Origin of the sequence: Burkholderia sp. AU4i (assembly GCF_000466765.1) — a bacterium.
Classification (GTDB): domain Bacteria; phylum Pseudomonadota; class Gammaproteobacteria; order Burkholderiales; family Burkholderiaceae; genus Burkholderia; species Burkholderia cepacia.
Map to the genome: position 1 here is coordinate 1 of NZ_ASSI01000108.1, position 21,700 is coordinate 21,700.

Below are 21,700 nucleotides of genomic sequence, written 5' to 3' on the forward strand. Positions count from 1 at the left end.
GCCGCTCGCGCTCGCCGCGCTGGCGGCCGTCGCGGGCGTCGCGCCCCGCACGCTGCAGCACGCGTTTCGTGCGTTTTTGCACACCACGCCGGCCGCCTACGTGCGCGAGCGCCGGCTCGCCGCCGTGCACGCGGCGCTGCAACGCGGCGACACGTGCAGCGTGACCGACGTGCTGATCGCACACGGCATCCATGGCTTCGGCCACTTCGCGAAGGCGTATGCGCGGCGCTACGGCCATGCGCCTTCCGTCACCGCGAGGCAATCCCGATGACGCACGCCGCAACCGGCCGCCCGGCGGCCCCGACCCGCGTGGAATCCGCGCCGCACGACAGCGACCTGTCCGAACTGCGCGTGCAGGATCTCGACCTCAACCTGCTGAAGACGTTTCGCGCGGTCTACGAGGAGCGGCATGTCGGCCGCGCGGCGCTGCGGCTCGGCGTCACGCAGCCGTCCGTCAGCCATGCGCTCGGCCGGCTGCGGCTGATGTTCCGCGACGCGCTGTTCGTGCGCACCGGCACCGGCGTCGAGCCGACGCCGCGCGCGCAACGGCTGGCGATCTCGGTCGACAAGGCGCTCGCGATCCTGCAGGACGTGCTCGACGAAGGGTCGCGCTTCACGCCCGACAGTACGCAGCGCGTGTTCCGCCTGCACATGAGCGATTTCGCCGCGAGCGCGTTCCTGCCGACGCTGCTCGCCGCGTTCGACCGCCGTGCGCCGGGCGCGGTGATCGAGACGCTGCACGTCGATGAATGCCAGCTCAACGTCGCGCTCGAATCGGGGCGCATCGATTTCGCGCTCGGGCATTTCGCCGACGCGTCGAGCCACTTCCAGCGCACCGCGCTGCTGCACGAGCGCTGCGTGCTGCTGATGCCGCGCCGCACCGCGCAGCGCGTCGCGCTCCCCGACGATTACGTGCTCGATGGCGACGCGCCCGAGACATTGCGCTTCGTCGCGGTCACGTCGCATCCGCAATCGATGCAACTGCTGGAACGGCATGGGCTGATGCCGCGCGTGCGCGCGGCGCTGCCCGATTTCATGGTGGTGCCCGCGCTGCTGCGCGACGGCGACTATGCGCTGATCCTGCCGGAGACGATCGCGATCACGTTCGCGGCGCGGCAGCCGTGCGCCCTGTACGAGATCGCCGGTGCCGGCGAATGGGCCGTCAACGCGTACTGGCACCGGCGCTTCGACGCGGACCCCGGCCATCGCTGGTTGCGCGCGCTGCTGCTCGAACTGTTCCACATCGGCGAGCTGGCGCCGTTCGACGCATGGCTCGCGCCGCAGCCGCCCGCCTGCGCATGACGGCGCGAAGGGCTCGGACGGCGCAAGCGGGCAGCGGCGCGCGCCGGTCAGAACGACGTGAGGATGCCCGCGACGATCGAGCTCGCGGTCGCGCCCGGTTTGGCGACCGCGACGCCGCCGCCCGCCGCGCCGTTGACGACGAAGCGCGCATGCGCGCCGTTGCGCACCATCGCGGCGCCCGTGTACAGCACCGTGCGCTTCGACAGCGGATAGTCGAAACGAATGCCGTACGAATCGGCGTTGCCGTCGCTGTCCGCGACCTTGCGGTAATGGCCGACGCTCAGCAGCAGCGACGCACGCCCGATCGGCACCGTCGCGCTCAGCTCCATGATGTCGCTGTGCGGATACGCGCTCTGGCTGTCGATCGCGGTCGCGACGTCGGGGCCGCCGCGATGGCGCAGGTACAGCGCGGCGACCTTCACGACATTGAAGTCGTACGAAATCGCGCCGAGCGTGTAGTTGCCGTTCGCGGCCGGGCTCGTGTCGCCGAGCGCGGCCGCGGCCACCGGGCTGAACTTCTGCTGCATGTAGTCGATGTCGACCGACAGGCCGCCGCGCACGTAGTTGAGCCCCGCGCCGTACGTATCGCCGAGCGTCGCCGGCTGCCCGGCCGCGCCGTTGGTGCCGCGCGCGGCCATCGCGCGCAGCATGAAGCCCGCGTAGCGCGGCGACGTATAGCGCATCGAGTTGCGCACGCGCAGGAACGCGGGCCCGACGAAGTTGTTCGTCGCGTTGCCCCACGCGAGCCCCGCGCCGAGTCCGGGCAGACTGTACGTGACGAGCGTCGTGTGCAGGATCGTGTAGAGCTCACCGAACTGCACGCCGCCGAATGGCCCCGTGATGCCGACCCACGCTTCGCGGCCGAACAGCGCGCTGCTGTTCGACAGCGCACCGCTGGCCGCGTTGAAGCCGTCCTCCAGCTTGAAGATCGTCGCGTAGCCGCCGCCGAGATCCTCGACGCCCTTCAGCCCCCACTGCGATGCGAACAGGTTGCCGCTGCCCATGCGCGTCACGTGGTTCGGCCCGGCGTTCGCGTATTCGATCGCGGTGTCGACGCGGCCGTAGAGCGTCACGCTCGATTGCGCGAATGCGGGCAGCGCCGCGCAGGCCAGCAGCGCGGCAAGCGGTACGGCAAGCCGGTCGGCCCGCCTGTTCGGTTGGTTCATCGTCGTCGTCCCGTAGAGGTTCCGGCGCCTGTCGGTATCGCGCCGGCTGGTATGAAGCGCGTTCGCCGCGAAGGGCCAACGCAGCCGATCAAAAACGGGCCGAGTCTAGGAACGACAATTTCGGACGTCGACGCAATGCGCTCTATAACGCTTATAGATGCGCCGCATGATGCGCGCGCGCCCCGCTGCAAGCGCGCCGCGCGGCGGCCGGCGCGCGCAACCCTGGTGTTTTCTTTATCCGGGTCGGTAGATGCCCGTGTGGCGCGGCTGTCACTCCGGCTATGGCGGCCGGATTTGGCCGACTACGCTGCGTCTCCGACACGTGCCCCCCGCACGCTTTCGCGCCGCGACGGCGCCCGGCCCGCGAGGCCGATGCCGCGCTTATCCACCGCCCGCTCCTGGAGAATCCGCATGTCCGCATCCACGGCCCGCGCTGCCGACGGCAAGCGCTATACGTACGAATGGTATGTCGTCGTCATCTGCATGCTCGCGTACGTCTTTTCGTTCGTCGACCGCCAGGTCCTCGTGCTGATGATCGAGCCGATCAAGCGCGACCTGCACCTGTCCGACACGCAGTTCAGCCTGCTCAACGGCTTCGCGTTCTCGCTGTTCTATGCGGTGATGGGGCTGCCTGTCGCGTATCTCGCCGATCGCTACGCGCGCCCGCGGATCATCTCGCTCGGCATCGCGCTGTGGAGCGTCGCGACCGCCGCGTGCGGCCTCAGCCAGCATTTCGTGCAGATGTTCATCGCGCGCATGGGCGTGGGCGTCGGCGAGGCCGCGCTGTCGCCCGGCGCGTATTCGATGCTCGCCGACTACTTTCCGAAGGAGAAGCTCGGGCGCGCGATCGCCGTGTATTCGCTCGGTTCGTTCATCGGCGGCGGCGTCGCGTTCCTGATCGGCGGTTACGTGATCGCGCTGCTCAAGCATGCGAGCGCGTTCACGCTGCCGGTGGTCGGGCAGGTGCATGCGTGGCAGGTCACGTTCCTGATCGTCGGGCTGCCGGGCCTGCTGGTCGCGCTGCTGTTCGCGGCGACGGTGCGCGACCCGCAGCGCAAGGGGCTCGCGCAGGATCGCTCGGGCGCCGTGCGACGCGTGTCGATGCGCGATTCGCTGCGCTTCGTCGGCACGCATCGCGCGACCTTCGCGTGCCACTACCTCGGCTTCTCGTTCTACGCGATGACCCTGTACTGCCTGCTGAGCTGGACGCCCGCGTTCTATATCCGCCGCTTCGGGATGACGGCCGTCGAAGCCGGCTACACGCTCGGCATCGTGCTGCTGGTCGCGAACACGGCCGGCGTGTTCTGCGGCGGCTGGCTCAACGACTGGCTGCTGCGACGCGGCCGCGGCGATGCGCCGATGCGCGCCGGCGCGATCGGCGCCGCGTGCATGGTGATCCCCGCGACGCTGTTCACGCAACTCGACTCGCTGCCCGCTTCGCTCGCGATGCTCGTCGTCGCGATGTTCTTCGCGTCGTTCCCGATGCCGACGTCGACCGCCGCGATGCAGACGCTCGCGCCGAACCAGATGCGCGCGCAGATCTCCGCGCTGTTCCTGCTCGTGTCGAACCTGATCGCGCTCGGCATCGGTACGACCGTCGTCGCGCTGTTCACGGATCGCGTGTTCGGCGCGCCGGCGGCGGTCGGCCATTCGATGTCGATCGTCAACGTCGCGGCGGCCACGCTCGCCGCGCTGCTGCTCGTCGCCGGCTGCCGGCACTATCGCCGCAGCCTCGATCGCGAACGCGGCCATGCGTCGGCAGCGGCACCGCAGGCAACCGAGGCCGGCAACGCAATCGCCGCGCGCTGAATAACGGGCGCGCTCCGTCGTTGCCCATCATCCATCCCACTGATTCAGGCATCGCTTTTTAATCGATTTGATTTATGCGATGCCCGTCCCTATTCTCGATCGCATGACGGCGCGGTGTCTGCCGCGCCGCTTTCCTCGTACCCCACGGAATTTCCCATGCAAGCGAATCGCCACCAGGTCCGGATCGACGCGCTGATCGACGCGGCGCAGGACATCCGCTGTTTCCGGGTTTCGCGCATCGACGGCCAGCCGTTCGACGCGTACGAACCCGGTGCCCATATCGACGTCACCGCGCCGTCCGGCGTCACGCGGCAATACTCGCTGTGCGGCAACCCCGACGAGCGCGGCAGCTATCTGTTCGCGGTGAAAAAGGAAGCGCAGTCGCGCGGCGGCTCGCGTTCGCTGCACGACGATGTGCAGGTTGGCGCCGAGCTGTCGATCGGTACGCCGCGCAACCTGTTTCGTCTGACGGATGACGCGAGCGAGCACGTGCTGATCGCGGCCGGCATCGGCATCACGCCGCTGCTGTCGATGGCGTATGCGCTGCACCGGCGCGGCGCGCGCTACCGGTTGCATTACTTCGCGCGCAGCCGCGAGCACGCGGCCTTCGTCGACGAACTGTCGGCCGAGCCGTTCGCGTCGCACGTGACGTTCCACTACGGCGTCGAGCCTGATGCGCTCGCGATCGAACTCGACCGCTGCGTCGAATCGGTCGACGCACGCGCGCACGTCTATACGTGCGGCCCCGGGCCGTTCATGGAGGCTGTCGTCGCGGCGGCCGCGACGCGCGTGCCCGAAGACTCGATCCATCTCGAACGTTTCGCGGCGGAACCCGTCGCTGCCGATGCGGGCCACGCCGAAGCCGGCGCCGGCCCGGCCGACGGCTTCGAAGTCCGCCTGCAGCGCAGCGGGCAATCGGTGCGCGTCACGCCCGACACGTCGATCGTCGACGCGCTCGCGCGGATCGGCATCGAAGTCGATACGTCATGCGGCGAAGGCGTGTGCGGCACCTGCATGGTGCCCGTCGTCGACGGCGAGCCCGATCATCGCGACCACTGTCTCAGCAAGGCCGAGCGCGCGAGCAACACGGTGATCTGCTGCTGCGTGTCGCGCGCGCGCTCGGCGGTGCTGGTGCTCGATCTCTGACGCCTGCGACACACGCGGCACGGGTTCCAGACGTCCCGTGTCGTCGAACCGCTCGACGACATCGGCGGTCATCCGCAATGCCCTCGTCCTCATGAGTCGCGCGTCGTCGAACCACTCGACGCTTCCGACCGGCAACGCGCGCATCCGCGCATCGCGTTCGTCTTCAGGACTCACGCGTTGTCGAACTGCTCGACGAGTTCGGCCAGCAACATGCGCATCCACGCATTGCCCTCGTCTTCATGGAAATGCTCGTGCCAGTGCATCGTCACCGGCGCGGGCGGCAGCGTGACGGGCAGGTCGTACAGGCGGAACGCGTTGTCGCGGTTCAGGATCCGCGCGAGCCGCTTCGGCAGCGTCGCGTACAGATCCGTGACCGACAGCACGCTCGGCAGCGCGACGAAGTGCGGCACCTCGAGCGCGATGTTGCGGCCCACGCCCTGCGCGCGCAACGCGTCGTCGAGCGCGTGGTGGCTGTGCTCGACCGATTTCACGTTGACGTGCGCGGCGCGCACGAATTGCTCGAGGCTCAGCGCGCCGCCGCTCGGCAACCCGCGCCGGCGGCCCGTCATGCACACGTAGGTTTCCTCGAACAGCATCTGGTGACGCGTGCGCGGCATCAGCTCCGGCAGGTTGCCGATCGCGAAATCGAGCCGGCTCGCGCGCAGCGCTTCCTCGATCTCCTCCACCGGCAGCGGCTGCACGCTCAGCGTCACGCGCGGCGCGCGCTCGCGCAGCGCCTGGCAGATCGCGGGCAAGTACGCCATCTCCCCCGCATCCGACAGCGACAGCCGGAACGTACGCGTGCTCGTGCCCGGATCGAAGCGCTCCGCGTAGCGCAGCGCCACGCGCACCATGTCGAGCGCCTTGCCGACGATGCCCGCGAGTTCGAGCGCGACCGGCGTCGGCTGCATGCCCGAGCGCGTGCGCACGAACAGCGGATCGTCGAACAGCGTGCGCAGCCGGCCGAGCGAATAGCTGACGGCCGGCTGCGACAACGCGAGTCGCTCGCCGGCCTTCGTCAGGCTGCGTTCCTCGACGATCGCCTGGAATACGCGCAACAGGTTCAGATCGAGATGATCGACCGACGTCATGACCGCCTCCACTATCACTATTCGTCAAATTGATGCGTGAACGCATTCTAAATCAGTGAAGCGGATTTTTATGCAGGTGCGCGCAATCGCCGTCAGGCTTCCGGGCGATGGAACATCTCGTGGATCACGCCGCGCAGCCACGCAATGCCCGGGTCCGCCGCGAACTGCACGTGCGTGTGCATCTGGATTTCGATCGGCGGCAGCACGAACGGCAACGGAAAGATCCGGAACGCGCGGCCGCGGTTGAAGCGTTCGGCGACGCTGCGCGGGAAGATGATCGCCAGATCGGTGTGCTGCACGATCTCCGGCGCGACGATGAAGTGCGGCAGCCGCAGCACGACGGTGCGCTCGACTTGCAACTCGTCGAGCCACTTCTCGACCATCCGGTGGCCGGTCGCATTGCTGCTCGCGTAGATGTAGCGCAGCGCGGTCAGGTCCTCCTGCGTCGGCGCGCGCTTGCGCAGCGGATGGCCGGCCCGCACCATGCACACGTGCTCGTCCGAGAACAGCGTTTCGCTCACGCAGCCGGGTCCCGGATCGGGCACGTAGCCGAGCGCGAGATCGATCTCGCCGCTGCGCATCGCAGCGCCGACCGCGTCGACGGTTGCGCTCGCGATATCGACGCGAATGCCGGGTGCGACGTCCGCAAGCCTCGCCAGCAGCGGCGGCAGGAAATAGAACTCCGACATGTCGGACATCGACAACCGGAAGGTACGGTTCGCGGTGGTCGGATCGAAGTGCGCGACCTGCTGCACCGCGAGATCGATGATGCCGAACGCGCGCGTCAGCGGGCCGTGCAGCTGGCGCGCCGTGTCGGTCGGCGCCATGCCGGTCGGCGTGCGCACGAACAGCGGATCGTCGAACAGGTTGCGCAGCCGCCGCAACGCGTGGCTGACGGCCGGCTGCGTGAGCCCGAGCCGCTCGCCGGCCGCGGTCAGGCTGCGCAGCTCCGAGATCGCGAGAAACACGCGCAGCAGGTTGAGGTCGGTGACGACCGGACGGGATTGGGTCATGGCGCTCGTGAGCCGCGGCGGGGCGCCGACGCGGCGGACCCGCAATCGCGCGACGCGGCGCGGACTACTCGATCGATGTTATCTCAAAACTATCGCTCGTCATCGGGAAATGTGGCGTGGCGCCGGTGAACGGCGGCAGCGCGTCGAAGTCCCTGCGCATCAGCAGCCGGACCGGCGACGCCAGTGCGTGCTCCAGCGCACCGGCATCGTCGAACACGACCTTGTTGCGCTGCATCGCATCCGCGCGCGGCACCGGCAGCGCGGTCCGGTAATCGATGCGCGTATAGATCTCGATCGCGCGGATGCCCGGCAACTGCGCCATCAGCGGCGGATGATGATCGAGATAATGCGACAGCCACGCGTTCGGGTCCGCGGCTTCGCCGTCGTAGCTGACGAGGTAGGTGCAGCTTTGCGCGGCCGCGCGCGGGCCGGCCAGCGGGATCGGGCGTACGGCCATCGCCTGCTGGACGACGCGCCGCCCGGCTTCCTGCCAACGCGCGACGCACGCGTGCGCGGCCCCCGTCGGCGCAAGCATCGCTTCGAGCGTGCCGAGTTCGGCAAAGTAGCCTTGCACCACGCATGCCGGCGACGGCGGGCGCGCGACGGGGTCGGCGCGATCGGCGGCCAGCGCGGCGGGCCGATGTACGACCAGCCGCGTCAGCCCGGGCACCGCGCGCAGCGCCGCGATCGCATCATCGAGGCCCGGTGGCGGGCCGCCGGCGTCATCGTCGCCACCACGATCGACGATCAGGAACAGGCAAATGTCCATCCGTCACCCCGCCTGCGCGGCCAGCGGATGCGCGAGCCGGTGGAACGCGCGGCCGAAGTAGATCAGCCCGTCGGCCGCCGCATGCAGCGCGATATGGTCGACCTCGACGAACATCACCGAATGCGAGCCGACCGTTTTGCTGTCGATGATGCGCCCTTCGAGGCTGACGTTCGCGTCGGTCAGCACCGGGACGCCGGTTTTCCCGTCCCGCCAGCGCGCATCGTCGAAACGCGTGTCGCCCGGCGCCATGCCGGCGAACGCCCTCGCGACCTCCTGGCACGCGGATGGCAACAGGTTGATCGCGACGCGCCCGTTGCCGTGCATGATGTCGTGCGCACGGCTGCCGCGGTTGACGCACACCAGCATCGTCGGCGGCGTGTCGGTCACCGAGCACACCGCGCTCGCGGTGATGCCCCAGCGGCCGTGCACGCCGTCGGTGGTAATGACGTTGACGCCGGCCGGCAGGCGCGACATCGCCTCGCGAAAGTCCTGGCGCATGTCGTCGTGGATCGTTGCATCGTTCATCTCAAGCTCCTGCTGCGAAGAATCGGCGCGATCGCCGGTCACGGATACGGTGTCACGGGTGCGATGCCGGCAAACACGGCACCGGAGCCGTCATAGGTCGCCTCGCCGAGAAACGCGTGCTGCGTGACCACGATCGAATCGCGCACCAGTTGCTGCAGCCGGTTCTCGCGATAGATCGCGGCCGTGCCCGCCAGCTGGTACGCCTGCATCACGACCTTCGCGCACACCTGCGCCGCGTGCGTCGCGCTCAGCCGCAGCAGGTTGGCCTGTTGCGGCGACACCGGCCGGCCGGCGGCCAGCGACGCCCACGCGGCCTCCGCCGTCTCGTAGAAAAACGCGCGCGCGCTGCGCCAGTCGGCCTCGGCCTTCGCGAGGCCCTCGCGGTAGTACGGACGATCGGCGAGACGCGGCGCACCGGTCGTCGTCTTCGTCGCGCCCGACATGGCGGTGAGCAGGTCGAGCGCGGCGCGCGCGATGCCGACGTTGACCGCCGCATGCACCTGCGCCTGGTAAGCGACCGCCGGATAGTGGTACAGCGGCTCGTCGACGGTCGGCTCGCCGCCGCGCACGAAGGTCCAGGCTTCGTCGACGAACTGGTCGTTCAGCGCGAGATCGTGACTGCCGGTGCCCTGCATGCCGACCACACGCCAGTTCTCGACGATCTCGACGTCGTCGGCGCGAAACACGGCCGTGAACGGCTTGCCCGGCGCCCCGCCGTCGGCTGGCGCACCGCCGATGCCGACGCCGATCCAGTCCGCTCCCTTGCAGCCGCTCGCGAAGCGCCAGCGCCCCGTCACGCGGTAGCCGCCCGGCGCGCGCTGCGCCGGCTGCAGCGGGTACAGACCACCGGCGAACACCTGGTCGGGACCGTCCGCATAGATCGTGCGTTGCGTGTCGAGCGGCAGCGCGGCGAGATAGGTATTGGCCGAACCGAATGCCGCGACCCACGCGGCCGACCCGTCGGCGACCGCGATCCGTTCGAGCATCGCGAGGAACACGTGTGGCGGCAGCGCGTCGCCGCCGAAGCGGCCCGGCGTGCCGGCGCGGAAGATGCCCGCGCGCTTCATCATCGCGATCACGTCGCGCGGCACGTGCGACAGCCGGTCGAACTCGTCGCGCCTGCGTTCGACTTCGGCGATCACCGCCTCGAGAGGCAGCGGCGAGCGGTCGGCCGGTTGCGGTGACGCGGGCGCGTCGGGCACGACGGCACGAATGGCGGAATTAGCTTGCATGGTGACTTCCTGAAAGGGCGAAGGGTCTGGGCGAAGGGTCTGGACGAAAGGCTTGGCGACGGTCAGCGCGAGCGGGCTGCATCGCGCATCGCCTTCGGGTGGGTTTCCGGCGCGATGCAGGTCGCGACGACCGTGATCGCACCGAGGATCACGAGATAGATGACGATCGGCGTCGCGCTGCGGTAATGCGCAAGCAGCGCGGTCGCGATCACCGGCGACAGCCCGCCGCCGAGCACCGACGCCATTTCGCGGCCGATGCCGAGCCCCGAGAAGCGCAGGTGCACGGGCAGCAGTTCGCTGATGAACGCCGGCTGCGCGCCTTCGAGGATGCCGATCGCGACGCTGTTCGCCAGGATCAGCGCGACGATCACGTGCGAGAAGCGGCCCGACTGCAGCAGCGTGAAGTACGGATACGCGATCAGCACGACGGCGACGGCGCCGAGCAGGTAGACGGGCTTGCGGCCGACCCGATCGGTCAGGCGGCCCGCGAACAGCGTCACCGGAATCATCAGCAGCATCGAGATCACGAGCCCGCTCAGCAGCCACGAAGCATCGAGGCCGATGAACTTCCCGTATGCGAGCGAGAATGCGAAGAACAGATACGACACCGCGCCTTCGCCGAATCTCAGCCCGAACACCGTCAGCACCTCGCGCGGGCATTCGCGCAATACGTCGACGAGCGGCGTCGCGCTGGCCTTCTGCGTCGAACGCGCTTCGGCGAATTCCGCGCTTTCGCCGATCGAGCGGCGCATCCACAGGCCGAACCCGACCAGCACGATGCTCGCGAGGAACGGGATGCGCCAACCCCAGCGCTCGATGTCCGCGGCCGGCAGCTGCTGCACAAGCAGGAACGCGGCGGTCGACAACACGAAGCCGAACGCCGCGCCGCACGGGCTCCACGCGGCCAGCGCGCCGCGCCGCCCGGCCGGCGCGTTCTCGTGGATCAGCAGGATGCTGCCGCTCCATTCTCCGCCGGCGGCGAGCCCCTGCAGCACGCGCAGCAAGACGAGCGCGACCGGTGCAGCGATGCCGATCTCTCGATAGGTCGGCAACAGCCCCATCCCGACCGTCGCCGCGCCCATCGTCAACATCGTCAGCATCATCACGGTCTTGCGGCCGTAACGATCGCCGATGTGCCCGCACAGCAGGCCGCCGATCGGGCGCGCGACGAAGCCGACCGTGAAGCCGCCGAACGCCGCGATCGTGCCGGTCAGCGGATCGCTGCCGACCGGAAAGAACAGCTTGCCGAACAGCAGCGCGGCGGCCGTCCCGTACAGGAAGAAGTCGTACCATTCGAGTGCCTGCCCGAGCACGGCCGTGGTGACCGCGCGTCGAACCGAATGCGTGCTGCGGGAAGCGGGCAACGCAACCCCAGACAGGGGCGCCGATGAGTTCATGTGGAGTCCGAATAGAGTCAGTTGTCCTGCCGGTCCGGCATCCGGCGGCAGGTCCGCGATCGAATCTGTTCACTGCGTCCGACCACGATAAGAGCGCAGCCGGACCCGGTCAAATTCCCGCCAAAAATGCCGCTCATGAATCGCATGCATGGTCGCGACGCATCGCGAGTCACCCGCGTAATTATTCATCCAGCTTATTTGACTGCATTTTTTAGATCAATTTGACGGATGGAATCGCGACGACGAAACTGGTTCCGCTATCCGCACGAGGTCCGTCCGACCGGGCCTTGCGCTTCCTCGCGACTCTTCCCCCACGACAACGATGAGCGACATTCCCTACCAGACGATCGACACCAGCGCGTTGCACGGCCTCGCGCAACCCGACCGCATCGCACCGGCGATGTATCACGATCCCGCGTTGTTCGAAGCCGAGCTCGAGCGCATCTTCTACCGCACCTGGATCTGGGTCGCACACGAGAGCGAGCTACCGAACCCGGGCGACTTCATCACGACGACGATCGGCCGCCAGCCGGTGATCGTCGTGCGCGACAAGACCGGCGAGATCAACGTGCTGCAGAACCGCTGCCGTCATCGCGGCGCGACCGTCTGCGAATCGCACAAGGGCAACGCAAAGGGCTTCACGTGCCCGTATCACAGCTGGTCGTACGCGCTCGACGGCACGCTGCGCGCGCTGCCCTACGGCGACGGCTACGAAGGCGTGTGCGAGAAAGGCGACCTGCCGCTCGTGAAGCTGCGCGTCGGCGTGTACCAGGGGCTGGTCTTCGCGAGCTTCAACGACACGATCGAGCCGCTCGAGGATTTCCTCGGCGGCGCAAAGCCGTGGATCGACCTGTTCATGAAACAGGGCGCCGGCTACCCGGTCAAGGCGAACGGCGAGCACAAGTTCAAGTTCAAGGGCAACTGGAAGATCCAGCTCGAGAACACGACCGACCTCTATCACTTCCCGGTCGTGCACGAATCGTGGATGAAGTCGATCGACGACGAGACGGCCGCCGCGATCACGAGCTTCATGACGAGCGAGGACGCGTTCTGCCGCGGGCTCGGCAACGGCCACAGCCTCGCGGTGCTGATGCCCGAGCTGATCGACCTCGACGAAGACGACGGCGCGCCGCTGCCCGAGCGCTTCGCGCCGCTCGCGGCGAAGCTCGCCGAGCGCCACTCGCCGGACGAAGTGCGCCGCATCGTGCGCTCGCTGATGGGGGTCGGCTTCAACCTGAACCTGTTCCCGAACCTCGCGCTGTCGATGGCGTTCTTCCGCGTGCTGCGGCCGATCGCGGCGAACGAAACCGAGATCCGCCACGTCGCGCTCGCGATGGACGGCGGCCCCGACGAAGCGAACCGCGAACGGCTGCGCATTCACGAGCACTTCCAGGGCCCGTTCGGCTTCGGGAGCCCCGACGACGCGGAAGCGTGGGAGCGCGTGCAGCGCGGCGCGCACGCGGGCCCCGACGTGCCGATCCTCGTGAATCGCGGGCTGAACCGCGAAACGACCGCCGCGAACGGCGAAAAGACCGCCCATGCGACCGACGAAACCGGCATGCGCGAGGCCTACCAGCAATGGCGCAAGATGATGGAGCAGCAATGATGGACGACCGCAACGCCCTCTTTTCCGAGCAGACCTTCGCCCGCGCGGTCCAATTCGTGTGGCGCGAAGCCGAGATGCTCGACCGCCGCGACTATCGCGCATGGCTCGACCTGTGGGATCCGGCCGGCCATTACGTGGTGCCGATCGATCCCGACACGACCGATTTCGCCGCGACGCTGAACTACGTATTCGACGACCAGGACATGCGCGAGAAGCGCGTGCAGCGGATGGTGTCCGGCTACTCGGCGTCGGCCGCCGACGCCGCGCGCACGGTGCGCACCGTGTCGCGCTTCACGCTGGAAAGCGGCAGCGCCGGCACCGTCGAGCTGAAATCGGCGCAGGTCGTCGTCGCGTACAAGCGCGGCGTCGCGACGCTGTTCGCGGCCGACGTCACGCACAAGCTGCACGTCGATGCCGAAGGCGAGATGCGGATTGCCGAAAAGGTCGTGCGCCTGATCGACTCGACCGAAGCGCTCAGCGCGATCGGCTTCCTGCTGTGAGCCGTGGCCGGTTCGCCGTCGCCAACGCAATGGTGAGCCGGGCACCTTCACCTGTGAGCGGCTGCCGGCTCGCCGTCGCCCACACAAAGGTGAGCCGGTCACCTTCACCTTTGAACGGCCACCGGTTCGCCGTCGCCCGCGCAACGGTGAGCCAGTCACCTTCACCTTTCCGGACGACCATGCCCACACTCGAAGTTTTCCTGCCGGCCGGCCACGACGACGCGCGCAAGGCCGAACTGATCGCACGGCTCAGCATCGCGACCGTCGACGCGATCGGCGCACCCATCGAATCGGTGCGCGTGCTGCTCACCGAACTGCCCGCGACACATATCGGCCTCGGCGGGCGCAGCGCCGCGGACGGCGCGCCGCCGTCGCTGCCGGTAATCGTCGCGATCCTGATCGCCGGCCGCACCGACGAACAGAAACGCGCGCTGATCGCCGCGCTGTCCGACGTGGGCGCGAACGTGCTCGACGCGCCGCTGCAGGCGACGCGCGTGATCATCAAGGACATTCCGAACACGGACTTCGGCATCGGCGGCCAGACCGCGCGGGCGCTGGGGCGCTGACCATGCATCGCGCGTCGCCGCCTCGCCGCGACACACCGACGCGGTTGCGCTCACCCGTCGGCGAGCGGCAGCGTCACGCGGCAGTCGAGCCCGCCGCCCTCGGCCGGGCTCGCGCCGATCAGGCCGCCGTGGCGCGTCACGATGCTCTTGCACAGCGACAATCCGATCCCGTTGCCGCCGGCCTTCTGCGACGAGAAGCCGTCGAACAGCCGGCCGTGCGCGCCGGCCGCGATGCCCGGGCCGTTGTCGATCGCGCGCAGCTCGGCGTGCCCGGCCACGTTCGCGGTGCCGAGCTCCAGCATGCGCGGCACGCGTTCGCAACCGGCGAACGCCTCGATCGCATTGAACGCGAGATTCAGGATCACCTGCCCGATCAGCACGCGCTCGCAACGGATCGGCAGCGGCACGTCGGCCTGCACGATCGCGACCGTCACGCCGGCATCCTTCGCACGCAGCTCGATGAAATACGCGACGTCCGCGAGGATGTCGCGCAGGTCGGCGAGCGCGACGACCGGCTCGCGCTTCACGATGAATTCGCGCACGCTCTTGATGATCAGCGCCGCATGCTCGGCCTGGCGGTCCGCGCTGCGCAGCCCCCAGATCGCGTCGTCGATCGCGCCGCGCCCGTTCAGCCGCTGCACCGCCCCTTCGATGAAATTGCGCACGGCCGCGAGCGGCTGGCTCAGCTCGTGCGCGATCACGCTCGCCATCTCGCCCATCGCGTTGTAGCGGCCCGCGTGTTCGAGCATGCGCGCTTCGGCGCGGCGCGCGTCCTCGATCGCGACCTCGTCGCTCACGTCGCGGAACTGCACGAGCAGCCCGTCGAGATCGCCCTCGATCTCGACCTGCCGGCACAGGATGCGCAGCCAGCACGGCGCGCCGTCGCGCCGCACGATCCGGTAGCGCTGCGGCGCGGACGGGCACGCGGACGGCGCATCGTGCAATTGCGCGACGAGCCGGTCGCGATCGGCCTCGGAGCAGTAGTCGAGCACCTCGCCGAGCGCTTCGTCGGGCGCGAGCCCGAGCACGCGGCGGCCCGACTCGCTGATGAACTGCACGCCGCCGCGCGGCGTGACGACCGCGATACCTTCGTCGAGATCCTGCATGAATTCGCGCAGCCGCGCCTCGTAGCGGCGCAACTGCTGCCGCACCGCCTCTTCGGCGCTGATGTCGCGGAACTGCACCATCACGACGTCGCGCCCGCGCAGCGGCACGTAGGTGGCGGTCGCCTCGGACAGCATGTCGACGCCCGTGCGCGACCGGTAGCACCATTCGTACACCTGCGGCCCGTCGACGAGCGCGCGATCCCACGCGCTCACGGCGATCTCGCGCTGGTATTTCGGCTCGGGACGCGTCATGTCCGGCGCCTTCAGCGGCAGCAGTTCCTCGACGGAAAAACCGAGCGCGATGCACGCGGCGCGGTTCGCCCACACGATCGCCTTCGTCTGCGCATCGTGCAGCAGCACGCAGGTGGTCAGCGCGTCGAGCAGCCGGTGGAAATCGTCTTCGTCAGGGAAACTCATGATCGGCTTCGGATGAAGGCGCGCGGCGTCGCGCGGCCGGAAAGCCAACATAGCACCGGCGCGCGCCGATCGCATCTGAAGATTTCTTTAGGCCGGCACGGAACCTCACCAGTCGCGCGGCCCAACGCACCAATTGCTGCGTGTTTTCGGCGTTTCTAGACTGGTCGCATCGTCGTGTTGCCACCCGAGACAGCACGCATGCCGCCCCGCATCCGAACCCCTATCCGTCCAGGAGACAACCATGCCGCAAGCCGCCCTCGCCATCGAACCCGCGCCGTCCTCCCAGCCCGTGGCAGGCACCGCGGCCGCGCGGTTGTCGCCGCTCGACGCCGTGATCGAAACCGTCGCCGCGCGCCGCGACGAATTCGATCGCCTGTCGCACGTGCCGCGCGACGTGATCGCGCTGTTCAGGCAGGCCGGCATCTATCGCGCGGGCACGCCGCGCCGCTTCGGCGGCGACGCGCTCGCGCCGACCGCCTTCCTCGACATGATCGAACGGATCGCGACCGCCGACGGTTCGGCCGCATGGGTCGCGAGCTTCGGTTCCGCGAACGTCTATCTCGCCGCGCTGCCGCTCGAGACCCAGGCCGAGCTGTACGCGAGCGGCCCCGACCAGGTGTTCGCAGGCGGCCTGTTCCCGGTGCAGCCGGCGCAGGCCGCGCCGGGCGGCTGGCGCGTGAACGGCACGTGGAAATTCGCGAGCGGCTGCAAGGGTGCCGACTGGCTCGGCGTCGGCATCGCCGTGCCCGGCGCGCAGGACGCCGCGCCGAACAAGCCGCGCACGGCCGTGTTCCGCGCGGCCGATGTCGAGATCGTCGAGAACTGGAGCGTGGTCGGCATGCAGGGCACCGGCAGCCACGACCTGCGCGTCGACGACCGCTTCGTACCCGAAGCGTGGACCTTCGTGCGCGGCGGCGAGCCGACCGTCGACGAGCCGCTGTACCGCTACCCGACCGTCGCGTATGCGGCGCAGGTGCTGGCCGTCGTCAATCTCGGCCTCGCGCGCGCGGCGCTCGACGTCGCGAACCGCATGTCGGGCGGCCGGCAGACGACGACCGGCGCGCCGCGCCTCGCCGATCGCGCGTATTTCCGCATCGAGCTCGCGAAGGCCGAAGCGCAGCTGCGCTCGGCACGCGCGTTTTTCTACGACGCAACCGACACGGTGTGGCAATCGATCCTCGCGGGCAATCCCGTGACGCCCGACCAGGTCAGCCTGCTGCGGCTCGCGGCCACGCATATCGCACGCGAAGGCGCGAGCGTCGTCGAACGCGCGTACCGCCTCGGCGGCACGGCGGCGATCTATCGCACGCATCCGCTTCAGCGGCTGCTGCGCGACGCGATGGTCGTCACGCAGCACGCGTTTCTCGCGGAAGGCAACTTCGACGGCGCGGGCGCGGTGTTCACCGGCGTCACGCCGTTTCCCGGCTACCTGTAACCCGCGCAACCCGCGCCCGGGCCGCGCTGTTTCCCGAACGCGCATGGCGCCGATGCCGAAGCACCGCTACCGGCCGGCGCATGCGCCCAACCGTTTCCCCTGGAGAACCCGAGATGTCCGATTCGAATCCGCTGCCGCTGCGTGTCCTGTTCTGCTGCGGCGTGTCGCAGAACTTCTTCGACCTGCCGCGCGAGAAGATCGGCGAAGTGTGGCAGGCGTACGGCGCGATGCTCGCCGCCGTCGAGGCGATGCCCGGCGTGCGCGTGCTCGGCGTGATGGACGACGACCGCCTCGTGGTCGGCCAGGCCGACGGCGCGCCGTGGACCTTCTACATCATGGCCGACGTCGCCGATTTCGACACGACGGTCGCCGTGTGCAATCTGTATCGCACGACGCCGGTCGGCGAATACAACCTGTGGCGCTACGGCAAGATCGAAGCGCGGGTCGGCCGCGCGCTGACCGTGCCGCCGGCCGCGAAACCCGCGTCGTGAGGCGCGCGATGACCGACCTGTCTCCCGGCTCGTCCCCCGGCCTGATCGACGCACTCGCGCAGCGCGTGGCGGCGCTCGACGCCGAGCGCGCGGTGCGCGCGACGATCACGCGCTACATGGCGCTGTGCGACGTGCCCGAGGATGCCGGCGACGGCCCGTCGCTCGCCGGGCTGTTCACACCCGACGCCGTGTGGGAAGGCATCGGCCCTCAATATGCGCAGAAGTTCGGCCGCCTCGAAGGCACGGCCGCGATCGTCGCGATGCTGGGCCGCTACCTGCCGCCCGATCCGCATTTCTCGGTGAACCTGCACTTCCTGACGTCGGAGTCGATCGAGATCGGCGCCGGCAACACGAGCGCGCGAGGCCGCTGGATCATGCTGCAGGCGTCGCGCTACGCGAACGGCACGGCCGAGCTGATCGCCGCGCGGCTGACCGTCGATTTCATGCCGGCCGGCGACGGGGCGACCTGGCTGATCCGGCACTTTCGCACCGAACGCGTGCTCGACGGCCCGTGGCCGCTCGCCGCCGCGCCACGGCCCTGATGCTTTCCACCGCTTCCGCACGATATCGACCATGACAGGCTTCATCGACACCTTCACACTCGGCGGCCCGGGCCCCACGATCGCGATTAAGGACACGATCGACATCGCGGGCCATCCGACCCGCGCGGCGAGCCGCGCGCTCGCCGATGCTCCGCCGGCCGCGCAACATGCGGACGTCGTCCGCCTGCTGCTCGACGCGGGCTGGCAGATCGCCGGCAAGGCGAACATGCACGAGCTCGCGTTCGGCATGACCGGCATCAACGACTACACGGGCACGCCCGTCAATCCGCAGGACGCGGCGCGCATCCCGGGCGGCTCGTCGAGCGGTTCCGCTTCGCTCGTCGGGCTCGGCACGGTCGACGCGGCGCTCGGCACCGACACCGGCGGCTCGATTCGCGGGCCGGCCGCCTGCTGCGGCGTGGCCGGGCTGAAACCGACGTTCGGCCGCGTGTCGCGGCGCGGCGTCGCGCCGGCCGATACCACGCTCGATTGCGTCGGGCCGTTCGCACGCGATATCCGCACGCTGGCCGCGGTGATGGCCGCGATCGCGCCGGGCTTCGATCGGGCGCAAGCGGCGGCCTCCGTGGCGGGCTGCACGATCGCGCAGATCCGCGTCGAAGCCGATCCGGCGATCGCCGCCGCGCTCGACGCGGCCGTGCGCGCGTCGGGCCTGCGTTCGCACGCGCTCGTACTCGACGAAATGCCGGCTTCATTCGCGGCGGGGCTCACCATGATCAACGCGGAAACGTCGCGCGCGTTCGGCCACCTGGTCGACACCGGCAAGCTTGGCGCCGATCTCGATGCGCGGCTGCGCACCGCCGCGACGACGACACCCGCCGCTCTCGCGGAAGCCGAAGCCGTACGCGCACGCTTCACCGCGCAGGTCGACGCCGCGCTCGAACTCGCGGACGTGCTCGTGCTGCCGACGCTGCCCGCGCTGCCGATCACGCTGCAGCAGGCGCGCGACGGTGTATCGGTGATCGCGATGTCGTCGCTGATCCGGCCGTTCAACCTGAGCGGCCATCCGGCGCTCAGCCTGCCGCTGCCGCTGGCCGGTTCGCCGCTGAAAGCGGGCCTGCAGATCGTCGGGCGCAAGGGCGCAGACGAGCGGGTCTGCGCGATCGCGGCACACTTCGAAGCGGCCCTCGCCGCATGAACCACGAAGCGGGCGCCGCTTCATCCTTCACACGCCCGCGAACCAGGGAATCACGCATCATGTCAGACCGAGTCGTCCTCGTTACCGGCGCCGCACGCGGGCTCGGCGCCGTCATCGCCGACCGCTTCCATGCGGCCGGCTATCGCGTCGCGCTGGCCGACATCGCCGCCGACGCCATTCATGCGCATGCGCGCGAACTCGACCCGGGTGGCGAACGCGCGATCGCGCTGCCGCTCGACGTCACGTCGAAACGCGATTTCGAAGCGGCGCGCGATGCGCTCGTCGCGCGCTGGGGCACGATCGACGTGCTCGTGAACAACGCGGGCGCATCGAAGGTCGTGCCCGCGATGGAGATCACGGCCGAGCAGTTCGACCAGGTGATCGACGTGAACCTGCGCAGCGTGCTGTTCGGCTGCCAGGTGTTCGGCCAGTATTTCGCGGAACGTGGTGCGGGCCGCATCGTCAACATCGCATCGCTCGCCGGCCAGAACGGCGGCTCGGCGACGGGCGCGCACTACGCGGCCGCGAAGGGCGGCACGCTGACGCTGACCAAGGTGTTCGCACGCGATCTCGCCGCGCGGGGCGTGACCGTCAACGCGATCTCGCCGGGCCCGCTCGATTTGCCGATCGTGCATGAAAGCGTCGCGCCGGAGAAACTGCGCCAGGTGCTCGCGAGCCTGCCGGGCGGCAAGCTCGGGTCGGCCGGTTTCGTGGCGGATGCGGCCGTGCTGCTCGCGTCGGGCGACGCGCACTTCGCGAACGGCGCGTGCTGGGACATCAACGGCGGGTTGTACATGCGCTGAGCGGTGGGCTGCATCGCTTGTGCGCTACCGATCGGTGCCGACCGGTGCCGCGCGGGACACGTGCGGGACTCGTGCGGGACTCGTGCGGGACTCGTGCGGCACTCGTGCAAGGCTCGTCCGGTACTCGTCCGGTACTCGCGCAGGACACGTGTGAGACTCGTGCGGGCAAGCGAACGTCCGCGTGCCCGCACCCCCCTATCGCGACGGCTCCCCGTCGTCGCCCCACACGACCATCACGTCCCGCACGAGCGCGGCGATCGACGTCGCGCCGAGCTTCTCCTTGATGCTCGCGCGATGCACGTCGACGGTCTTCACGCTGATCGACAGATCCGACGCGATCTGCTTGCTGCCCTTGCCGTCCACCACGCCGCGCAGCACTTCCTTCTCGCGCGCGGTCAGCGCATCGAGCCGCTGGCGCAGCTCGCGGTGGCGCTGGCTTACCGCGTGCCGCTGCTGCGCGAGCCGCAGCGCGCGCTGCACGCGCTCGAGCATCTGCTGCGAGTTGTACGGTTTCTCGACGAAATCGATCGCGCCGTTCTGCAGCGCGCGCACGGACATCGGAATATCGCCGTGCCCGCTGACGAAGATCACCGGCAGCGTCGCGCCCCGCGCGTTCAGTTCGGCCTGCACGTCGAAGCCGCTCTTCTCCGGCATCCGCACGTCGAGCACCAGGCACGCGGGCAGGTTCACGTCGAAGCGCGCGAGAAAATCCGCGGCGTTCGCGAACCCCTCGGACGCGATCCCGACCGATTCGAGCAGCCACGCGAGCGACGTCCGCATGCCGTTGTCGTCGTCGACGATGTATACGATCGGTGCGGGTGACGTCATCGCGGGGGTCTCGCTGAATATCGGTATGGGTATCGCACGCGCCGCCTACGGGGCCGGTTGCCGGCGCGTCGCGCACGTCGTTCGCTGGGGATGCGCGGCACATCATAACGAGCCGAAAACCCGCTGAAAACCCCTTCACGGGCCGCACGAACGCACATTCCCGGTTTTTTTCGCGCGTCGCGCCGCGTACCTAGGTAGAACCTTTAGACGCGTTGGCGAGAACGCCATCTCCATCGTCAATCGTGCGAATGGTCGTCCGCCTTTTCGCGACGTACGCTTGGGTCATCGTCGGCGATCAGGCGCTGCACCCGCAGCGCCGCACGATCGCCGCTCTCGTCCAACCAGGAGCGCCCATGTCTTCCACGACCGATATCCAGCGACCGGCACGCGTCGAGCCGACCGACGCGCAAAAGGCCTTCCGGCAAGCGATGGCCCACCTCGGCGCGGCCGTCAACGTGATCACCACCGCCGGGCCGCACGGCCGCTGCGGGATCACCGCGAGCGCCGTGTGCTCCGTCACCGACACGCCGCCGACGCTGCTCGTGTGCCTCAACCGGTCGAGCGCGATGCATGCGACGTTCGAACGCAATCGCCACGTCTGCATCAACGTGCTGCCGGCCGAACACGAACAGCTCGCGCGGCACTTCGCGGGGCTCACCGAGCTGCCGATGGACCGGCGTTTCGAACTACCCGTGTGGGATCGCGGCGAGCAGGACGTGCCCGTGCTGCGCGACGCGCTCGCGAGCCTGCAGGGCACGATCGCCGACATGAAGGAAGTCGGCTCGCATTCGGTGATGTTC

At 69.1% G+C, this 21,700-nt stretch carries 22 protein-coding genes; 13 read left to right on the forward strand and 9 right to left on the reverse strand.

Features of this window, described 5'->3' with window-relative positions; genetic code table 11:
• On the forward strand, positions 1 to 271 hold a 271-nt coding region (locus L810_RS24825; RefSeq protein ID WP_042976067.1), incomplete at its 5' end, for a helix-turn-helix domain-containing protein.
• A complete protein-coding gene (locus L810_RS24830; RefSeq protein WP_021161057.1) occupies positions 268 to 1,302 on the forward strand; it encodes a LysR family transcriptional regulator in 1,035 nt (344 codons plus the stop codon). The genes L810_RS24825 and L810_RS24830, both read left to right, overlap by 4 nt.
• A gap of 47 nt (positions 1,303 to 1,349) precedes the next feature.
• Here the strand turns inward: L810_RS24830 and L810_RS24835 are convergent, their stop codons facing one another.
• Positions 1,350 to 2,468, reverse strand: a complete 1,119-nt coding sequence (locus tag L810_RS24835; RefSeq protein WP_021161058.1) for a porin — start codon at positions 2,466 to 2,468, stop codon at positions 1,350 to 1,352.
• A 411-nt stretch (positions 2,469 to 2,879) separates the two neighbouring features.
• On the opposite strand from L810_RS24835, the gene L810_RS24840 reads away from it, so the two are divergent.
• Together L810_RS24840 and L810_RS24845 are read left to right on the forward strand one after the other, a co-directional pair.
• Positions 2,880 to 4,277: a spinster family MFS transporter gene (locus L810_RS24840; RefSeq protein WP_021161059.1), complete on the forward strand. Its 1,398-nt coding sequence runs from the start codon at positions 2,880 to 2,882 to the stop codon at positions 4,275 to 4,277.
• A gap of 156 nt (positions 4,278 to 4,433) precedes the next feature.
• Positions 4,434 to 5,423 (forward strand): PDR/VanB family oxidoreductase, encoded by a 990-nt coding sequence (locus L810_RS24845; RefSeq protein ID WP_021161060.1) that lies wholly within the window; start codon positions 4,434 to 4,436, stop codon positions 5,421 to 5,423.
• A 170-nt stretch (positions 5,424 to 5,593) separates the two neighbouring features.
• Here the strand turns inward: L810_RS24845 and L810_RS24850 are convergent, their stop codons facing one another.
• The 6 genes from L810_RS24850 to L810_RS24875 form a co-directional block, all read right to left on the reverse strand.
• Complete coding sequence (locus L810_RS24850) at positions 5,594 to 6,514, reverse strand: LysR family transcriptional regulator (RefSeq protein WP_021161061.1); 921 nt, start codon at positions 6,512 to 6,514, stop codon at positions 5,594 to 5,596.
• A 92-nt stretch (positions 6,515 to 6,606) separates the two neighbouring features.
• Positions 6,607 to 7,527, reverse strand: coding sequence for a LysR family transcriptional regulator (locus tag L810_RS24855; RefSeq protein ID WP_021161062.1), 921 nt, complete (start codon positions 7,525 to 7,527; stop codon positions 6,607 to 6,609).
• A gap of 64 nt (positions 7,528 to 7,591) precedes the next feature.
• Positions 7,592 to 8,296 (reverse strand): hypothetical protein, encoded by a 705-nt coding sequence (locus L810_RS24860; RefSeq protein WP_021161063.1) that lies wholly within the window; start codon positions 8,294 to 8,296, stop codon positions 7,592 to 7,594.
• A gap of 3 nt (positions 8,297 to 8,299) precedes the next feature.
• Entirely contained in the window at positions 8,300 to 8,821 is a 522-nt protein-coding gene (locus L810_RS24865) for a flavin reductase (protein ID WP_021161064.1), read from the reverse strand.
• 38 nt (positions 8,822 to 8,859) lie between these two features.
• On the reverse strand, positions 8,860 to 10,053 hold the full coding sequence (locus L810_RS24870; protein WP_021161065.1) for an acyl-CoA dehydrogenase family protein: 1,194 nt from the start codon (positions 10,051 to 10,053) through the stop codon (positions 8,860 to 8,862).
• Positions 10,054 to 10,115: 62 nt separating this feature from the next.
• Positions 10,116 to 11,450, reverse strand: coding sequence for an MFS transporter (locus L810_RS24875; protein WP_042976070.1), 1,335 nt, complete (start codon positions 11,448 to 11,450; stop codon positions 10,116 to 10,118).
• A gap of 322 nt (positions 11,451 to 11,772) precedes the next feature.
• Here L810_RS24875 and L810_RS24880 point away from each other — a divergent pair, with 322 nt between their 5' ends.
• The 3 genes from L810_RS24880 to L810_RS24890 all read left to right on the forward strand — a co-directional run bounded on the left by L810_RS24880 (position 11,773) and on the right by L810_RS24890 (position 14,122).
• Entirely contained in the window at positions 11,773 to 13,056 is a 1,284-nt protein-coding gene (locus L810_RS24880; protein WP_021161067.1) for an aromatic ring-hydroxylating oxygenase subunit alpha, read from the forward strand.
• Positions 13,053 to 13,556, forward strand: a complete 504-nt coding sequence (locus L810_RS24885) for an aromatic-ring-hydroxylating dioxygenase subunit beta (protein ID WP_021161068.1) — start codon at positions 13,053 to 13,055, stop codon at positions 13,554 to 13,556. Before L810_RS24880 ends, L810_RS24885 begins: the two co-directional genes overlap by 4 nt.
• Positions 13,557 to 13,735: 179 nt before the next feature.
• Complete coding sequence (locus L810_RS24890) at positions 13,736 to 14,122, forward strand: 2-hydroxymuconate tautomerase family protein (RefSeq protein ID WP_021161069.1); 387 nt, start codon at positions 13,736 to 13,738, stop codon at positions 14,120 to 14,122.
• 50 nt (positions 14,123 to 14,172) lie between these two features.
• On the opposite strand, the gene L810_RS24895 is transcribed toward L810_RS24890, so the two are convergent.
• On the reverse strand, positions 14,173 to 15,720 hold the full coding sequence (locus L810_RS24895) for an ATP-binding protein (RefSeq protein WP_042976072.1): 1,548 nt from the start codon (positions 15,718 to 15,720) through the stop codon (positions 14,173 to 14,175).
• 166 nt (positions 15,721 to 15,886) lie between these two features.
• Here L810_RS24895 and L810_RS24900 point away from each other — a divergent pair, with 166 nt between their 5' ends.
• The 5 genes from L810_RS24900 to L810_RS24920 all read left to right on the forward strand — a co-directional run bounded on the left by L810_RS24900 (position 15,887) and on the right by L810_RS24920 (position 20,072).
• Positions 15,887 to 17,080: an acyl-CoA dehydrogenase family protein gene (locus L810_RS24900; protein WP_021161072.1), complete on the forward strand. Its 1,194-nt coding sequence runs from the start codon at positions 15,887 to 15,889 to the stop codon at positions 17,078 to 17,080.
• Positions 17,081 to 17,193: 113 nt separating this feature from the next.
• Positions 17,194 to 17,571 (forward strand): hypothetical protein, encoded by a 378-nt coding sequence (locus L810_RS24905; protein ID WP_021161073.1) that lies wholly within the window; start codon positions 17,194 to 17,196, stop codon positions 17,569 to 17,571.
• Between the two features lie 8 nt (positions 17,572 to 17,579).
• Positions 17,580 to 18,113 (forward strand): nuclear transport factor 2 family protein, encoded by a 534-nt coding sequence (locus L810_RS24910; RefSeq protein ID WP_021161074.1) that lies wholly within the window; start codon positions 17,580 to 17,582, stop codon positions 18,111 to 18,113.
• A gap of 31 nt (positions 18,114 to 18,144) precedes the next feature.
• Positions 18,145 to 19,269 carry an amidase gene (locus L810_RS24915; RefSeq protein WP_021161075.1) on the forward strand — a complete coding sequence of 375 codons (1,125 nt, stop codon included), beginning with the start codon at positions 18,145 to 18,147 and terminating at the stop codon, positions 19,267 to 19,269.
• A gap of 59 nt (positions 19,270 to 19,328) precedes the next feature.
• Positions 19,329 to 20,072 carry an SDR family NAD(P)-dependent oxidoreductase gene (locus L810_RS24920; RefSeq protein ID WP_021161076.1) on the forward strand — a complete coding sequence of 248 codons (744 nt, stop codon included), beginning with the start codon at positions 19,329 to 19,331 and terminating at the stop codon, positions 20,070 to 20,072.
• Positions 20,073 to 20,267: 195 nt separating this feature from the next.
• Here the strand turns inward: L810_RS24920 and L810_RS24925 are convergent, their stop codons facing one another.
• On the reverse strand, positions 20,268 to 20,900 hold the full coding sequence (locus L810_RS24925) for a response regulator transcription factor (RefSeq protein WP_042976075.1): 633 nt from the start codon (positions 20,898 to 20,900) through the stop codon (positions 20,268 to 20,270).
• A 353-nt stretch (positions 20,901 to 21,253) separates the two neighbouring features.
• On the opposite strand from L810_RS24925, the gene L810_RS24930 reads away from it, so the two are divergent.
• The coding region (locus L810_RS24930) for a flavin reductase (RefSeq protein WP_042976077.1) at positions 21,254 to 21,700 on the forward strand (447 nt) is incomplete at its 3' end.

Bases quoted from the DNA above. Each gene is read 5' to 3' on its own strand.
- L810_RS24830 (WP_021161057.1), top strand. From the start codon at position 268: ATGACGCACGCCGCAACCGGCCGCCCGGCGGCCCCGACCCGCGTGGAA.
- L810_RS24835 (WP_021161058.1), bottom strand. From the start codon at position 2,468: ATGAACCAACCGAACAGGCGGGCCGACCGGCTTGCCGTACCGCTTGCC.
- L810_RS24840 (WP_021161059.1), top strand. From the start codon at position 2,880: ATGTCCGCATCCACGGCCCGCGCTGCCGACGGCAAGCGCTATACGTAC.
- L810_RS24845 (WP_021161060.1), top strand. From the start codon at position 4,434: ATGCAAGCGAATCGCCACCAGGTCCGGATCGACGCGCTGATCGACGCG.
- L810_RS24850 (WP_021161061.1), bottom strand. From the start codon at position 6,514: ATGACGTCGGTCGATCATCTCGATCTGAACCTGTTGCGCGTATTCCAG.
- L810_RS24855 (WP_021161062.1), bottom strand. From the start codon at position 7,527: ATGACCCAATCCCGTCCGGTCGTCACCGACCTCAACCTGCTGCGCGTG.
- L810_RS24860 (WP_021161063.1), bottom strand. From the start codon at position 8,296: ATGGACATTTGCCTGTTCCTGATCGTCGATCGTGGTGGCGACGATGAC.
- L810_RS24865 (WP_021161064.1), bottom strand. From the start codon at position 8,821: ATGAACGATGCAACGATCCACGACGACATGCGCCAGGACTTTCGCGAG.
- L810_RS24870 (WP_021161065.1), bottom strand. From the start codon at position 10,053: ATGCAAGCTAATTCCGCCATTCGTGCCGTCGTGCCCGACGCGCCCGCG.
- L810_RS24875 (WP_042976070.1), bottom strand. From the start codon at position 11,450: ATGAACTCATCGGCGCCCCTGTCTGGGGTTGCGTTGCCCGCTTCCCGC.
- L810_RS24880 (WP_021161067.1), top strand. From the start codon at position 11,773: ATGAGCGACATTCCCTACCAGACGATCGACACCAGCGCGTTGCACGGC.
- L810_RS24885 (WP_021161068.1), top strand. From the start codon at position 13,053: ATGATGGACGACCGCAACGCCCTCTTTTCCGAGCAGACCTTCGCCCGC.
- L810_RS24890 (WP_021161069.1), top strand. From the start codon at position 13,736: ATGCCCACACTCGAAGTTTTCCTGCCGGCCGGCCACGACGACGCGCGC.
- L810_RS24895 (WP_042976072.1), bottom strand. From the start codon at position 15,720: ATGCGATCGGCGCGCGCCGGTGCTATGTTGGCTTTCCGGCCGCGCGAC.
- L810_RS24900 (WP_021161072.1), top strand. From the start codon at position 15,887: ATGCCGCAAGCCGCCCTCGCCATCGAACCCGCGCCGTCCTCCCAGCCC.
- L810_RS24905 (WP_021161073.1), top strand. From the start codon at position 17,194: ATGTCCGATTCGAATCCGCTGCCGCTGCGTGTCCTGTTCTGCTGCGGC.
- L810_RS24910 (WP_021161074.1), top strand. From the start codon at position 17,580: ATGACCGACCTGTCTCCCGGCTCGTCCCCCGGCCTGATCGACGCACTC.
- L810_RS24915 (WP_021161075.1), top strand. From the start codon at position 18,145: ATGACAGGCTTCATCGACACCTTCACACTCGGCGGCCCGGGCCCCACG.
- L810_RS24920 (WP_021161076.1), top strand. From the start codon at position 19,329: ATGTCAGACCGAGTCGTCCTCGTTACCGGCGCCGCACGCGGGCTCGGC.
- L810_RS24925 (WP_042976075.1), bottom strand. From the start codon at position 20,900: ATGACGTCACCCGCACCGATCGTATACATCGTCGACGACGACAACGGC.